Origin of the sequence: Bacillus sp. PK3_68 (assembly GCF_003600835.1) — a bacterium.
GTDB lineage: Bacteria > Bacillota > Bacilli > Bacillales > Domibacillaceae > Pseudobacillus.
Window position 1 is genome coordinate 3963779 of sequence record NZ_NQYC01000001.1, and the last position, 14474, is coordinate 3978252.

Sequence of the window (14474 nt, forward strand, 5' to 3'; positions counted from 1 at the left end):
AAGGAGGCAACAAGTATGAAATTTAGTGAATACACGTATGAACGTCCTGATATTGAACGAGCGGAAAAAGAGATTGATCAAAGTCTTGAACAGTTTAAGGAAGCAAAGGATGTGGAAGAGCAAGTAGATGCCTTACATAAAATGAATGAGATCCGCAGCCATCTCAGCACAATGATGGATCTTTGCCATATCAGACATACAATTGATACGAATGATTCATTTTACAAGCAGGAACAAGAGTATATGGACGAAATCTCTCCAAGGATGGAAGGGATTTCCTCGCGGATAAATGAAGCCCTTTTGGCTTCCTCTTTTCGAGATGAACTTGAGAACATTTTTGGCAGACAGCTTTTTCTCTTAGCTGAAGCACAAGTGAAAACTTTTTCACAAGAGGTATTGCCGCTGCTTGAAAAGGAGAACAAGCTGTCTTCGCAATATACACAGCTTGTTGCTTCTGCTCAAATTGATTTTCAGGGAAAAACATTCACTCTTGCTCAAATCGAACCTTTTACAGAAGCTGCGGATCGTTCTGTACGAAAAGAGGCGACAAAAGCTCGCTTTGATTTTTTTGCTCGTCATGAAGCCCAATTTGATGCCATCTATGATGAATTAGTAAAAATCCGTACAGAAATTGCCCGCAAGCTGGGCTTTCAAAATTTTGTAGAGCTTGGCTATTTTCGTTTAAATCGAGTGGATTATGATGCAAAGATGGTAAAAGGCTACCGCGAGCAAATCAAGAAATATATTGTTCCGCTTGCTACAAGGCTAAGAAAGGCTCAAACAGACCGAATTGGTTTAAAGGAATTAAAGTTTTACGATGAGGGCTATCAATTCACGACGGGAAATGCCAAGCCGAAGGGGTCAGCAGAGTGGATTGTAGAAAATGGCCGTAAGATGTATCAGGAACTTTCTCAGGAAACGGACGAATTTTTCCAGTTTATGCTTGATCATGAGTTGATGGATCTTACAGCAAAAAAGGGAAAAGCAGGCGGAGGATATTGCACATATATTCCCGGATACAGCTCTCCATTTATTTTCTCTAACTTTAATGGAACTTCGGGGGATATTGATGTATTGACGCATGAAGCGGGGCATGCCTTTCAAGTCTATTCGAGCCGGGACTTTACCGTTCCAGAATATTTATGGCCAACTTATGAAGCGTGTGAAATTCACTCAATGAGCATGGAGTTTTTCACTTGGCCGTGGATGGAATTGTTTTTTAAGGAGGACACAGATAAGTATCAATATGCTCACTTAAGCGAAGCTATTTTGTTTCTTCCTTATGGAGCAGCCGTGGATGAATTTCAACATCGAGTATACGAAGAGCCAGATTTGACTCCTGAAGAGAGAAAAGCCGTGTGGAAAGAGATTGAGGAAGCATACTTGCCACACCGTGACTACGATGGCATTTCATATTTAGAGAAAGGGGGCTTCTGGCAGCGCCAGGGGCACATTTATGAAGTACCGTTTTATTATATTGATTATACTCTTGCTCAAGTGTGTGCTCTCCAATTTTGGAAGCGGATGAGAGAAGACCGCAAGGAAGCGTGGGAGGATTACGTGGAAATTTGCCGGGTTGGAGGCAGCTTGTCTTTCACAGAGATAGTCAAACTAGCTGGCTTAATCTCTCCGTTTGAAGAAGGCTGTATTGAAAGAGTCATTGAACCGATTGAAAAGTGGCTTCACCAAGCAGGGGAACAGTTAATAGCTAATCACAAATAAATATAAAAAAAGCGTCTGAAGGAGCTTCAGACGCTTTTTGAGTTTTAAGCAGCGATGATATGAATATCATTGTCTTTTAATACAGCTTTTAATTGTTTTGTTTCTGGATGGTCAAGGATAAAGTCGGCAATTCCGTCCTCAAGCTGTTCTTGAATCACACGGCGAAGCGGGCGGGCTCCGAATTCTGGATGGTAGCCTAATTCACCTAGCCGTTCTTTGACCTCTTCTGTGACTTCGAGTGTAATAGACTGTTCCTCCAAAGTAGCGTTCAATTCAGCGAGCATCAAATTAACAATTTGACGTAAATCGGCTTTTTCAAGTGATTTAAATTCGATGATATTATCGAAACGGTTCAAAAATTCTGGTTTAAAGAAGCTGCCAAGTGAATCTAAAATAGAGCTTTCTTTTACTGCATTATTTTTCTCAAAACCGACAGTAATAGTTTTTTGCGCTGTTCCAGCATTGCTTGTCATGATGATAACCGTGTCTTTAAAGCTGACTGTACGTCCTTGGCTGTCAGTAAGCCGGCCGTCTTCGAGGATTTGCAGGAACATATGTTGTACATCGGGATGAGCTTTTTCAATTTCATCCAACAAGATGATGCTGTACGGATTGCGCCGCACTTTCTCTGTCAGCTGTCCTGCTTCTTCATGGCCAACATATCCTGGAGGGGAACCAATTAATTTAGATACGCTGTGTTTTTCCATAAATTCACTCATATCAAGACGGACCATGGCCTCTTTAGAGCCAAACAATTCTTCAGCGAGCGATTTTGTTAGTTCTGTTTTCCCCACACCAGTCGGACCGACGAATAAGAAGGAACCGATGGGACGGTTTTGTGATTTCAAGCCGGCACGGCTGCGGCGGATCGCTTTGGCTACTTTCTGAACAGCTTCTGCTTGTCCAATGACTTTTTTTGCTAAGTTTTTCTCTAAGTGTTTCATAGCTTGTTGTTCGTCCTCTTGAAGCTTGCCGACAGGGATACCTGTTTTTTCTTCAATTAATTGTTGAATATGTTCAACTGTTACGACTGGACGTTCAACTGTTTCTTCCGCGCCTTGCAGCTTTTCTTCTAATTTTGTTTCTTCATCACGCAGCTTTGCTGCCTTTTCGTAGTCTTCATGTTGTAAGGCCGCTTCTTTTTCTCTTCCAATTTGAGCAAGGCGTTCATTGATTGATTCTTTATCTTGAGTATCAATCGTTAAATTCAGTTTTGAGCCAGCCTCATCGAGCAAATCAATTGCTTTGTCAGGCAAGAAGCGGTCTTGAATATATCGATGGGACAATTTTGCGCAAGCTTCCAGCGCTTCTTTTGCAAAGGTGACTTCATGGAAGTCCTCATAGCGTTTTTGCAAGCCAGTCAAGATTTGGATCGTTGCTTCTACTGTTGGTTCACTTACTTGAACTGGCTGGAAGCGGCGTTCTAACGCAGCGTCTTTTTCAATTTGACGATACTCCTTCAGAGTAGTTGCGCCGATCAATTGCAATTCGCCGCGAGCAAGAGCGGGTTTCAAAATATTGCCGGCATCCATCGAGCCTTCAGCAGAGCCGGCACCGACGATTAAGTGGATCTCGTCAATAAATAACAAAACATTTTTACGTTGCTGCAACTCCGCAATTAATTGCTTCATTCTTTCTTCAAATTGTCCGCGAATCCCTGTGTTAGCCACAAGAGAAGCTACATCTAGCAAGTACACTTCTTTTTCTTTTAATTTAGCTGGTACATCGCCCTCTGCAATTTTGACGGCTAGGCCTTCCGCAATGGCTGTTTTCCCTGTACCTGGTTCACCGATCAATACAGGGTTATTTTTATTGCGGCGGTTCAATACTTCAATAATACGGCTGATTTCTTTATCGCGACCGATCACTGGATCAATTAAACCGCTCTTGGCCATGTTTGTTAGGTTACGTCCAAACTGGTCCAGAAAGCCGTTTCCGCCATTGCCACCCGTTTGTTGTGTCGGCATTTTTGGTGAAGGGGCTGCTTGACCATTCATCTGAGAAAAACCGAAACCTTTCATTAAATCGTCAAAGGGAAATCCTCCAAATTGTTGAAAGTTCATCGCACCATCTCCCATTTGTTGTTTATTTTTTTGATAACAGTTTGAGCATAAATAAAGTTGTTTTGTTTTTCCGTTAATATTCATACGGAATTGAACATTAGCTTGATGTTGATGACAATTTTGACACAACATGCACTTCATTCCTTTCCGTTTATTATTTTTATAAGTGAAGTAGTTTTTGACTTTGACTAACTTTGACCTTATGACTTTATTATACTCTGACCTTTTTTGACTTTCAACTATTTTGTTAAAAAATATTTTTTTCTTCTTGAAAGCTGAAGACAAGCATAAGGTGAACTAACACGTTTAAAGTGGGGGATGCTTTTGAAGTCGTGGATTGGAGCCTGCCAAATAGCGGCAGTTTACATAGGGACCATCATTGGAGCGGGGTTTGCGACTGGAAAAGAGATCGTTCAGTTTTTTTCTCAATTTGGTTTTTATGGACTGCTTGGAATCATGGTGAGCGGTGGTCTGTTTATCTTTCTGGGAGCCAAAATTATGCTGGCAGCCATTGATGTGCAGGCAAAGTCCTTTGAAGAGTTTAATGCTTATCTTTTTGGTGAGAAGCTTGGATTAGTGGCTACTTTTGTTCAATTCTTTATGCTGATTGGAGTCACAGGGGTTATGCTTTCAGGAACAGGAGCATTATTTGAGGAAAGATTCGAAATCCCGGCTAATATAGGCATCCTGTTAAGCATAGCCGCCGGTTTTTTGATTATGAAAAAGGGAATATCAGGATTGCTTGCTGTCAATGTATTCGTTGTCCCGCTTATGGTAATTTTTCATATATATGCGGCTGGAAAAGCTGTAGAGCAGCCGGACTTCTGGCAAATCATTTTTAAGGAGGGAACAGCCGATCACTCGTGGAAGCTGTGGACTTCTCCATTCAGCTACGCTGCATTTAATTTAGCCTTGGCTCAAGCTGTTCTTGTGCCGCTAGCTTTTGAGATAAAGGACAGGCAGACGATCAAAAGAGGAGCGTTTCTTGGAGGGGCAATATTAACTTGCTTAATGCTCGCAAGCCATGTGAGCTTAATTCAATTAGTCAACGTTGCCAATTATGAGATACCTATGGCACAGATTGTTGAATGGCTCATTCCAGCGTTTCATTTTGTTTATGCCTTTCTTATTTACGGAGAAATTTTTACATCTGTAATCGGAAATGTGTATGGATTGAAACAGCAGTTACAGGTCCATCTTTCATGGCCGCCGGCTATTCTATTAGTTATCATATTTTCTGCTGGCTTTTTGCTTAGTCAAATTTCATATGGTGCATTGCTTGGGTTTTTATATCCATTATTTGGGTTCATCAGTTTAGTTTTTCTTGTATTGCTCTGGAAGAAATAAAACGGACTGTTACAGTCCGTTTTATCACAGAAAGCAGCTGTTTTCTTTATTGCCTGCTGATGTGGCTATTTATTATAAAAGCGGAAACAGCACAATTAATAGCACATCAAACACAAGATGAGAGATGATAAGCATTGGAATGCTGCGTTTCCACACATACAAAGACCCCCAGAACAAGCCAGCAACAAAGGCTGCCAGAACCCAAATGAATTTATCTGAGTAGAGGAAAATGGAAGCATACAGCATGGAAGCGGCAATGATTGCTGTCAAATCATTGAAATAGACTGAAAGGCGTTTTTGAATAAATCCGCGCCAAAACAGCTCTTCACCGGGAATAAAAACTAGTATTAATACAATATAATGCCAGGAGAACTGGGGAGAGTACCACTTGTACATACTGGCTACTTGTTTTTCCCATGAAAAAGGAAGGACCGGCAGAAGGAGATGCCCCACAAAGAAGAGAGCATATAACAGCAGTCCGGATAAAACACCATATTTTAAATAACTGCGTGTCTTTTGCTTATCATCTATCTTTTCGCTAATAATGGCAAAGCTAATGAAGAAAAGATTTGCAGCTGTATATAAATACCAAAATATATCACGATCTGAGAATGTCATGTAGAGCAGCACATGCGCAAGAATGATACTCAAAAGTAGCCGCCAATCCTTAATAAGTGCCATCTTTCTGAACTCCTTTCTTTTCATACAGCACTTATTTTAACAAAAGGATGTAAAAAATAGAATGAAAATCCCTTGAAATGAAGAAAAGAGGAAGATTGATAGGGGCGGATGGAGCCCAAAAGAGAATAGCTGTACAATCAGGGCCTAGAAGATTGACAATGTGTAAGAAAAATGCAGGATGCTTAAAAAAGCAGCCGTATACTTATATACGGCTGCTTTTTAAGCGTTTACAGAAGATTGGATAATTGTATAGTTTTTATGGTTGACCACTGTCTTTTCTTCCATTTCTAATTCTCTGAAGTTCTCCATAATCGTTAGATCAACGATCACTGAGTTTTCATTTACTTTTTCAACAATTCCTTGTAACCCATTTTTAAATTTAATCACATTCCCCACTTCTGCTTTCGTCATTTTTATCTCTCCTTCACAGATTAAATTAAAAAGCTTTCCTTGTTGTTTCTCGGTTGTATTTATATTAAGCTTTTGAAAGTAAGGCCTAACAGGAAAAGATGTCAATCATTTTTGCATTATAATAAATGGTAAAAAGAATTACTTTACAGTTTGCCTTATTTTTGTAAAAGAGTAAAGTATTTTGCCCAATAAGATGAAAAATTCAGAAAGAAGGGAAAATATGACGGCCACTGATGCAAAAAACCTGATGGATCAATTGAAAAACGGTGAAATTAATGAGTGTCACGTAAGCAACGAGCACTTTCTGATTTTTCAACGAGAGCTGGTAAAAAGAGAAGATTTTAAACACTTTAGGGGAGTGGCACAACGGGGGGTTCTGTTATATATTATTATATGAAAGAGCCAAGAAGCTGATGAATCGCTTTTCATTAAATAAAAATATCAAAAAAATGTTTAAACCGAAGAAGACGGGTAATAATAAGTAACAGTACATGATAGGATTTACTCAAGCCTTTTCATTCTCATTTTTCCCCCCATTTTAATCCGGACAAATTACTGTCCGGATTTTTTTATTGTTCACACCCCCTTTTTTACGTGCATGAATCTTCTTAGAGAAAGTAGATCATTTTACATTTTTATAAGTGCACAACGTACTGCCCCCATGATTCATTTACACTTTTTCTGATTATCTTAGGAGACAACAAATGAAGGAAAATTCGAAATATACTATAATAATAGAGAGAAGAAGGGAGGCTGTTAAGATGGATGGATCTTTTCAAGGAAAAACAGCATTAGTTCTTGCCTCAAGCCAGGGGCTTGGGAAAGCCATTGCTACAAAATTGGCGGAAGAAGGGGCAAATGTTATGCTTGCCAGCAGAAACGGCGGTAAATTGGAAGAGGTAAAACGGCAGCTGCAGAGAGAGAATGTGAGCCAGGTTGATTATAGTGTTTGCGATATTACAAAACCAGAGGAAATTAAGTCATTAGTAAACAAAACGATTGAGAAATTTGGGACGATTCATATTTTAGTTAATAATGCAGGGGGACCACCAGCCGGATCATTTGTCGACATGACAGATGAGCAATGGCAACAGGCATTTGAGTTGAATTTATTATCGTACATACGGACAATACGAGAAGCGTTGCCTTACTTGAAAAAACAAGGAGGCAAGATTATTAATATTGCTTCTTCTTCAATTAAAGAGCCGATTTCCGGATTGGTTTTATCGAACACATTTCGTACAGGAATTGTAGGCCTTTCTAAAACGCTGGCAGAAGAGCTGGCTCCTTATGGAATTTTAGTTAATACAGTGGCACCAGGACGCATTGCTACAGATCGTCTGAAATATCTAGATGAGATTAATGCTGAGAAGCAAGGAATTTCCGTTGAGCAATTGGGTGAGCAGATAAAGAAAAGAATACCGCTTGGCCGGTATGGAAAACCGGAAGAGTTTGCTAATGTAGTCGCTTTCTTAGCCTCTGATGCGAACACCTACATGACAGGCAGCAGTTTCTTGGTGGATGGCGGCATGATTCGATCCATTTAACAACAAAAAAATTTCTTTTTATGGTTTAATTCGGCAGGATAGTGGGAAGTATATAACCAAGCATGATCAATTGGAGATTCTCACTCACAACCCCCTTTTCTTGGGACCTGCTGAATGGCAGGTCTTTTTTTGTTGTATATCCGTAGAACATATATGTTTGAAATAATTATTCGTTAGTAAAAGTTACCTGCCTAACATTAGGTAGGTGCTGGTTTTTTAATATAAAGGTGGGAAAATGATGCAGACAATGAAAATTGGGTTTATCGGTACAGGAGTAATGGGAAAAAGCATGGCGCGCCATTTGCAAGAGGCAGGACACCAATTATTTCTTTATACGCGTACAAAAGAGAAGGCGGAGGAATTGCTCACTAAAGGGGCTGTATGGTGCCAAACGCCAGCTGAAGTGTCCGGTCAAACAGATGCAGTATTTACGATTGTCGGCGAGCCTCATGATGTAGAGGAAGTATATTTAGGAGCAGAGGGGATCCTGGCAGGAGGAAGGAAAGGCCAGGTGGTGATCGACATGACCACTTCGCAGCCTAGCCTTGCTCGAAAAATCTATGAACAAGCAAAAGCAAAAGGAATAGATGCTCTGGATGCACCAGTTTCGGGCGGAGATACAGGTGCAAGAAATGGAACGCTTGCTATCATGGTCGGTGGGGACAAAGCTGCATTTGAAAAAGTGTTGCCGCTCCTTCAAACGCTCGGGAGTAATATCATCTATCAAGGAGAAGCGGGAGCAGGGCAACATACAAAGATGAGCAATCAGATAGCTATTGCAACAAATATGATTGGTGTTTGCGAAGCGCTCCTCTATGCACAAAAGGCTGGACTTGATTTGGATAGCGTGTTAAAGAGCATTTCTACAGGGGCAGCAGGCAGTTGGTCTTTATCTAATCTGGCCCCGCGAATGATCCGGGGAGACTTTGCACCGGGTTTTTATGTAAAGCACTTCATAAAGGATATGAGAATAGCGATCGAAGAATCAGAAAAAATGGGATTGGAGCTGCCGGGCCTATCGCTGGCTAAAAAGATGTATGAAGAGCTGGCTTCAAGAGGGGAGGAAGCCAGCGGAACACAAGCACTGTTTAAATATTGGGGATAGGTGAAAAAAGTGCTCGGAGGCGGCTTGACCGGCCGGCTCCAAGCGCTTTTAATTTTTTGTTTTGTTTAAAAATGCCTCGATGCGATCAAGTCCTTTACGTAATTCTTCCATTGAGCAAGCAAAAGAAAGCCGGAAATACCCTTCACCGAACTCGGAAAAGGCGCTGCCAGGAACAACAGCTACTTTTTGTTCCATTGCCAGTTTGTAACAAAAGTCGAAAGAAGAATCTTGCACCCAATCAGGAATAGCAATAAAGAAATAAAAAGCCCCGTCTGGCTTTACAATGTCCAACCCCATATTGGAAAGCCTATCGAATACATAATCCCGCCGCTTTTTATACTCAGCTTGCATCGGTAGAGCATCATTGATGCCAGTTGTCACAGCTTCTAACGCAGCCATTTGTGAGACAGAGGAAGCACAGGATACATTGTATTGGTGGACTTTCAACATATGCTTGGCGATCTCTTCAGGCGCAAATAAGAAGCCGATCCGCCAGCCTGTCATTGCATGTGACTTAGACAGCCCATTTAATACGATGGTTTGCTCTCTTAAAAAAGAAGCAATAGACACATGGGAAGCGTCAAATGTTAATTCGCTATATATTTCATCTGCGATAACAAAAATATCTTTTCCTCTTAAAAGGTCAGCGATCTCTTTTAATTCCGCTTCTGTTAAACTCACACCGGTTGGATTAGACGGATAGGGCAAAATCACTGCTTTTGTTTTATCTGTTAGGGCTCCTTTTATCAACCCTGCAGTTAATTTAAATCCACTTGCCCGTGTATCAACTGTGCGTACAGTTGCTTGGCACATCTGGATAATTGGTTCATAGCCAGGGTAAACGGGACCTGGTAAAATTACTTCATCACCCGGTGACAACAGCGTGCGCAGGGTAATATCGATTGCTTGGCTAGCTCCAACGGTCACAATGACTTCTGATTCGGGAGAATACGATAAATGGTATTTACTATGTACATAATCGGCTGCCGCTTTTCGCAATTCAAGGAGGCCAGCATTATGAGTGTAGGTTGTAAAGTTATCAGCGATTGCTTCTTTGCCCGCTACTTTTACGTGTTCTGGCGTAAGGAAGTCAGGCTGGCCAATTGTAAGAGAGACCATGTCATCAACACCGCCGACCAGATTAAAGAACTTGCGGATTCCAGAAATCTGAATGTTTTTTACTTGTTTATTAATAAGGTGTTCCAATGAGGTTTCCGCCTTTCTGTATGGATATAATATATTGTAGCATTGAACGAGACAGACACCAGTGAAAATGAAGAAAACAATGGAGAAAAATATGATTAAAATTTGTATCTTAAAAACAGACGGTCAACTTGTCTTTGATTCCTCTCTAGAAGAGGTGAAAGCGCAAGATACAGTTTGGTATTGGGTAGATTTCTTCAATCCAGATGAAGAGGAAGCAAAAGTGCTAAAACGTTTTTTTCGTTTTCACCCTCTGGCGGTAGAGGATTGCCTTGACAATCAAAGTGGCCGGCCTAAATTAGACTTTTATAAGGATTACGCTTTTTTTCTTATCCATGCTCTTGATCAGCAAACGCTTGAGGGAAAAGAAACTGGCGTGTTCATGAATAAAGAAATGATGGTAACTGTTCATTTGCAGCCTATAGCCGAAATAAATGAAGTGTGGAAAAGCCTGTTGGAAAATGAGAGACTGCATCAGGGACCAGTCGCTATTTTGCATAGATTGATTGACCGATTCGTGGATGAGTACTTTCCGCTGATTTATCATGTGGAGGATGCCTTAAACAGCATAGATGAAGAGCTGGATACCAATCCAGGGAATAATTTAATTGACCAATTATTTGATATCCGACATGATATGTCAAAACTGAGACGGACCATTATCCCAATGAGAGACCTTCTTTATCGGCTGCTGAACTCAACCCGGCTCGAATATATAGAGGATCGGCACATCTATTTTGGTGATATTCATGATCATTTAATGAAATTGGTGGAGATGCTGGAGTCATACCGCGAATTTTCTTCAGACGTTCGTGACAGCTATTTGTCCGTAAACTCGGATAAAATGAATAACATTATGATGACATTGACGGTCATCACAACGATTTTTATGCCTTTAACATTTATCGCGGGGATTTATGGCATGAATTTTGATCATATGCCTGAATTACACACTTCTTACGGGTATTTTATTGTTCTTGCCGTTATGGGTGTAATTGCCGTATCTATGTTTTTTACATTTGTAAAAGCAGGATGGCTTCAGTTGCATAAAAGAAAAAGAAGCGATTTAAATAAGGATTTGTGATTGTTCTATAGGATCTGTCTAAATATTCCCCGAAAGAAACCGACATTATTAATGATAAGATAAATTGAAATATAAGGGGATAAATGAATGAATAGCGAAAATGGAATTCTATTAAAAAGTGGAACAAACGAACTGGAAATCGTTGAATTTGAAGTGCATGGCAATAAATATGGAATCAATGTTATTAAGGTAAAGGAGATTATTCAGCCGGTAGCTGTCACTTTTATTCCACATGCCCATGAGCATATTGAAGGAATTATCCAGCTGCGCGGGGAAGTGCTGCCGCTAGTAAACATGGCAAAAGTTTTGGGATTATCTGGTCAGGAATCAGGGCAGACGGATAAGTATATTGTTACTGAATTTAACAAGCAAAAAGTCGTTTTTCATGTTCAGAATGTCACCCGAATTCACCGAATCTCGTGGGAAGACATTGAAAAGCCATCTGACATGTACCAGGGAGGCGGCAACCAAGTAATCGGCGTTATTAAAATAAATGGTGAAATGGTCTTACTGCTCGACTTCGAGAAAGTCATTGTAGACATTAACCCGCAATCTGGTATTCATGTTGGGCAAATCAAGCAACTTGATAAAAGGGAGCGTTCGGGCAAAAGACTGGTTGTAGCAGAAGATTCTCCGCTATTAAGAAAACTGATCAGTGATACACTTGCTGAAGCGGGATATGATGCTGTAGAATTTTTTGAAAATGGCAAGCTAGCTTTGTCATACTTGGAGAGTCAGGCAGATGAAGTAGCTGCCGGAAAAGGGACACAGCTTTTAATTACAGACATCGAAATGCCGCAAATGGATGGTCACCATTTAACTAAACGGGTAAAGGAACATACCCAGCTGAAAGATCTTCCAATTGTGATTTTTTCTTCGTTAATTACTGAAGACTTGCGCCACAAAGGAGACGAAGTAGGGGCTGATGCCCAAGTAAGCAAACCAGAAATCGCAGAACTCATCAAGCATATTGATCGACTCGTTCTCTAAACATATAACATAAAAAACACCAGGGTTATCACGCCCGGTGTTTTTTGTTATATTCACTATATAAAGTTCTTTGGCAGCATGCTTTTCTAATGGGGAATCACAGGCATCTTTTAGGATAGAGGCTATTCTCATCCATTCAGGGTTTCCCAAAAAAGAAAGAGTTAGTTGAAAACTCTGAATGGAGAAGCTTAGACCCGATGCTAGTAAGATTGACCGAGCGGTTTAAATACCGGTTTATGGTATTGTTTTTTGCGGGGAACAGAGGGCTCATTTTTTTCTATAAAGCCGGTATATAATTGTAAGAGTTTTTTTGCCTCTGTTAAATTCATATAAGTTTTCGGGTTCCGCTTTTTCTTATCCAAACTACCGAAATGAGGAAGAGTCGCAAAGTCTTCTTTGCAAGGCGGAATGTGAAACGTATAGTCGCCGCATACGACAAGGACATCGGACTGCTGCTGACTATTTTTGGGATTATTGGAAAAGTGAAGGCCGGCTTTCTCCGCCCGTCCTTCCTGTATCATCTTCAAAAGTGCTTTTTTCTTTAATAAATATAAATATTTAGGGTTTATAGCTGTCTTAGCATGCCGGTTGACAGTAAAGATTGCTTTAGCGAGGTTTGAAGTAGATGGAGAATGGGCAGGAGATTCTCTATGAGTACTCAATGAAAAGACTCCTTTCAGACTAATTTTAACCCATTATAACCTTTTTTTAGTTGATTGAAAAGTATCTGAATAATTTTAATTTTGTTATATAAAAGAGGAGAAAGCGGTAGAAATAGCTTTCTCCGTTACCTTATAGACTTTAACGTAAATACGGTAATCTCCGGAATAGATAAGAAACGGAAAGGAAGCCTTGTTGTACCTAAGCCGCGATTCACATAGAGAGTTAGGGGGGGATTACCTTTTATCTTGTATAGTCCTTCTTTATAAATTTCCGCATAGGGAGGAGTGTACAACGCTCCATACCAGGGCAGTTGGATTTGCCCGCCGTGGGAATGGCCGCTCAATTGCAAATGGATGCCGGCATCTGCCGCCTCATCGGCAAGGTCTGGTGCATGGGAAAGCAGAATAAGATACTGGTCTTTTTTGACTTTCTTTGTAGTTTGACTAAAGCTCGGTTGTCCCAGCGAAGCATCGTCTATGCCAAGTAGATAAATCGTTTCATTAAGGTGTCTTAATTCCACCGAGTTATTTCTTAAAAGTGTAAATCCTGATTTCTCCATAATTGACTTATACAAATCAGTTCCATATCCGCCATGATCATGATTCCCGTAAACAGCAAATTTGCCTAAAGGGGCTTTTAGTTTGCGCAAAATAGAGATGACTTCCTTTGTCTTTGATGATTGATAGTCATCCGGTCTATCCAACAGGTCACCAGTAAAGAAGATAAAGTCTGGGTCGAGTGAATGAATGGTTTGGATGTGCTCCTCTAATTGTTGCAACGTATATTGGAAGCCTAGGTGAGTATCACTGAATTGTACAATCCGTTTATTATGAAAAGCTCGTGGAATTAATTCGTGGGAAATATCTAATTCAATGATTTGCAGACGTTTCGGTTCAATAAATCTAGCATAGGAATAGCCGCCTCCTGCCAGTCCGAATAGAGAGAGTAAGAATGCAAGAGATTGTTTTAAAAATGACCGGCGAGAAATTTTTTTTGCCATATAGTTTCACTCTTTCAACTGAAGTTCGACCTCTTTATAGTAGTGAAAAAAAGAGATTTAATAAATTAATTTGCATTAGGCGGTTGAACAATGTCCGTTCTTTTGTTCGCTCATTGCTTGTTCTTTCATACAGGGAGACAGTGCTATTTTACATGATTGGTTTGTCCCTGTTTATCACTTTACTATATTCCTTGATTGTCAGTGAAATAACTGCAAGAAAAAAGGATGAAACAGAGAATTATCACTGCCATCCTTTATGAAGTGTCCTTACATTCCGTGCTTTTCTAACAAATTCGTTAACTTTTCAAGGTCAAAGCCAGTCACTGCTTCGTCGTGAACGACTACCGTAGGGGTGGAGGAAGCATTCCATCTAATTTCCCACTCCTGCCTTGCCGGGTGGTCCTCAGAAATATTTTTCTCCTCATAGCCCACTCCGCGATCCTTTAGAAATAGTTTGATTATTTGACATGGCGGACAGTCAGGCTGGGTATATAAAATAATGGGCTTCATTCAGTTTCTCCTTTGTTTCTTTTGAATACAATATTAAAAATAAAATAGTTGGATATAAAATAGATGTATGGTATATTTCTTTTGCCTATTTATTTTATATCAAACAGATACGGGACAGTCAAAACCAAAATAAATATCGAATAGTACA

At 40.2% G+C, this 14474-nt stretch carries 13 protein-coding genes and 1 pseudogene; 7 read left to right on the forward strand and 7 right to left on the reverse strand.

Annotation, left to right across the window (positions count from 1 at the left end):
* Positions 1-15: 15 nt before the first annotated feature.
* Positions 16-1722: a M3 family oligoendopeptidase gene (locus CJ483_RS19875; RefSeq protein WP_120036927.1), complete on the forward strand. Its 1707-nt coding sequence runs from the start codon at positions 16-18 to the stop codon at positions 1720-1722.
* A 44-nt stretch (positions 1723-1766) separates the two neighbouring features.
* On the opposite strand, the gene CJ483_RS19880 is transcribed toward CJ483_RS19875, so the two are convergent.
* Positions 1767-3917: an ATP-dependent Clp protease ATP-binding subunit gene (locus tag CJ483_RS19880; protein WP_120036929.1), complete on the reverse strand. Its 2151-nt coding sequence runs from the start codon at positions 3915-3917 to the stop codon at positions 1767-1769.
* 192 nt (positions 3918-4109) lie between these two features.
* On the opposite strand from CJ483_RS19880, the gene CJ483_RS19885 reads away from it, so the two are divergent.
* Positions 4110-5132 (forward strand): YkvI family membrane protein, encoded by a 1023-nt coding sequence (locus CJ483_RS19885; protein ID WP_259455729.1) that lies wholly within the window; start codon positions 4110-4112, stop codon positions 5130-5132.
* 72 nt (positions 5133-5204) lie between these two features.
* Here CJ483_RS19885 and CJ483_RS19890 read toward each other — a convergent pair whose 3' ends face one another.
* Both CJ483_RS19890 and CJ483_RS19895 read right to left on the reverse strand, forming a co-directional pair.
* A complete protein-coding gene (locus CJ483_RS19890; protein ID WP_120036933.1) occupies positions 5205-5813 on the reverse strand; it encodes a CPBP family intramembrane glutamic endopeptidase in 609 nt (202 codons plus the stop codon).
* Between the two features lie 219 nt (positions 5814-6032).
* Complete coding sequence (locus CJ483_RS19895; RefSeq protein ID WP_120036935.1) at positions 6033-6224, reverse strand: YkvS family protein; 192 nt, start codon at positions 6222-6224, stop codon at positions 6033-6035.
* Positions 6225-6444: 220 nt separating this feature from the next.
* On the opposite strand from CJ483_RS19895, the pseudogene CJ483_RS25205 reads away from it, so the two are divergent.
* The 3 genes and pseudogenes from CJ483_RS25205 (at position 6445) to CJ483_RS19910 (ending at position 8876) form a co-directional block, all read left to right on the forward strand.
* Positions 6445-6638, forward strand: a pseudogene (locus CJ483_RS25205) (hypothetical protein).
* A gap of 347 nt (positions 6639-6985) precedes the next feature.
* On the forward strand, positions 6986-7771 hold the full coding sequence (locus CJ483_RS19905; RefSeq protein ID WP_120036937.1) for an SDR family oxidoreductase: 786 nt from the start codon (positions 6986-6988) through the stop codon (positions 7769-7771).
* 238 nt (positions 7772-8009) lie between these two features.
* Positions 8010-8876, forward strand: a complete 867-nt coding sequence (locus CJ483_RS19910) for an NAD(P)-dependent oxidoreductase (RefSeq protein WP_120036939.1) — start codon at positions 8010-8012, stop codon at positions 8874-8876.
* Positions 8877-8924: 48 nt separating this feature from the next.
* On the opposite strand, the gene CJ483_RS19915 is transcribed toward CJ483_RS19910, so the two are convergent.
* Positions 8925-10082 (reverse strand): aminotransferase A, encoded by a 1158-nt coding sequence (locus CJ483_RS19915; protein WP_120036941.1) that lies wholly within the window; start codon positions 10080-10082, stop codon positions 8925-8927.
* 91 nt (positions 10083-10173) lie between these two features.
* Here CJ483_RS19915 and corA point away from each other — a divergent pair, with 91 nt between their 5' ends.
* Both corA and CJ483_RS19925 read left to right on the forward strand, forming a co-directional pair.
* A complete protein-coding gene (gene corA / locus CJ483_RS19920) occupies positions 10174-11163 on the forward strand; it encodes a magnesium/cobalt transporter CorA (protein ID WP_120036943.1) in 990 nt (329 codons plus the stop codon).
* 87 nt (positions 11164-11250) lie between these two features.
* Positions 11251-12153 (forward strand): chemotaxis protein, encoded by a 903-nt coding sequence (locus CJ483_RS19925; protein ID WP_120036945.1) that lies wholly within the window; start codon positions 11251-11253, stop codon positions 12151-12153.
* 200 nt (positions 12154-12353) lie between these two features.
* Here CJ483_RS19925 and CJ483_RS19930 read toward each other — a convergent pair whose 3' ends face one another.
* The 3 genes from CJ483_RS19930 to CJ483_RS19940 form a co-directional block, all read right to left on the reverse strand.
* The gene (locus CJ483_RS19930) at positions 12354-12815 is read right to left on the reverse strand and encodes a YkyB family protein (RefSeq protein WP_120036948.1); all 462 of its coding nucleotides are present in this window, start codon (positions 12813-12815) and stop codon (positions 12354-12356) included.
* Between the two features lie 125 nt (positions 12816-12940).
* Entirely contained in the window at positions 12941-13816 is an 876-nt protein-coding gene (locus tag CJ483_RS19935) for a metallophosphoesterase (RefSeq protein WP_120036950.1), read from the reverse strand.
* Between the two features lie 267 nt (positions 13817-14083).
* Positions 14084-14326, reverse strand: coding sequence for a glutaredoxin family protein (locus CJ483_RS19940; RefSeq protein ID WP_120036952.1), 243 nt, complete (start codon positions 14324-14326; stop codon positions 14084-14086).
* Positions 14327-14474: the final 148 nt, after the last annotated feature.

Bases quoted from the DNA above. Each gene is read 5' to 3' on its own strand.
- CJ483_RS19875 (WP_120036927.1), top strand. From the start codon at position 16: ATGAAATTTAGTGAATACACGTATGAACGTCCTGATATTGAACGAGCG.
- CJ483_RS19880 (WP_120036929.1), bottom strand. From the start codon at position 3,917: ATGTTGTGTCAAAATTGTCATCAACATCAAGCTAATGTTCAATTCCGT.
- CJ483_RS19890 (WP_120036933.1), bottom strand. From the start codon at position 5,813: ATGGCACTTATTAAGGATTGGCGGCTACTTTTGAGTATCATTCTTGCG.
- CJ483_RS19895 (WP_120036935.1), bottom strand. From the start codon at position 6,224: ATGACGAAAGCAGAAGTGGGGAATGTGATTAAATTTAAAAATGGGTTA.
- CJ483_RS19905 (WP_120036937.1), top strand. From the start codon at position 6,986: ATGGATGGATCTTTTCAAGGAAAAACAGCATTAGTTCTTGCCTCAAGC.
- CJ483_RS19910 (WP_120036939.1), top strand. From the start codon at position 8,010: ATGCAGACAATGAAAATTGGGTTTATCGGTACAGGAGTAATGGGAAAA.
- corA (WP_120036943.1), top strand. From the start codon at position 10,174: ATGATTAAAATTTGTATCTTAAAAACAGACGGTCAACTTGTCTTTGAT.
- CJ483_RS19925 (WP_120036945.1), top strand. From the start codon at position 11,251: ATGAATAGCGAAAATGGAATTCTATTAAAAAGTGGAACAAACGAACTG.
- CJ483_RS19935 (WP_120036950.1), bottom strand. From the start codon at position 13,816: ATGGCAAAAAAAATTTCTCGCCGGTCATTTTTAAAACAATCTCTTGCA.
- CJ483_RS19940 (WP_120036952.1), bottom strand. From the start codon at position 14,326: ATGAAGCCCATTATTTTATATACCCAGCCTGACTGTCCGCCATGTCAA.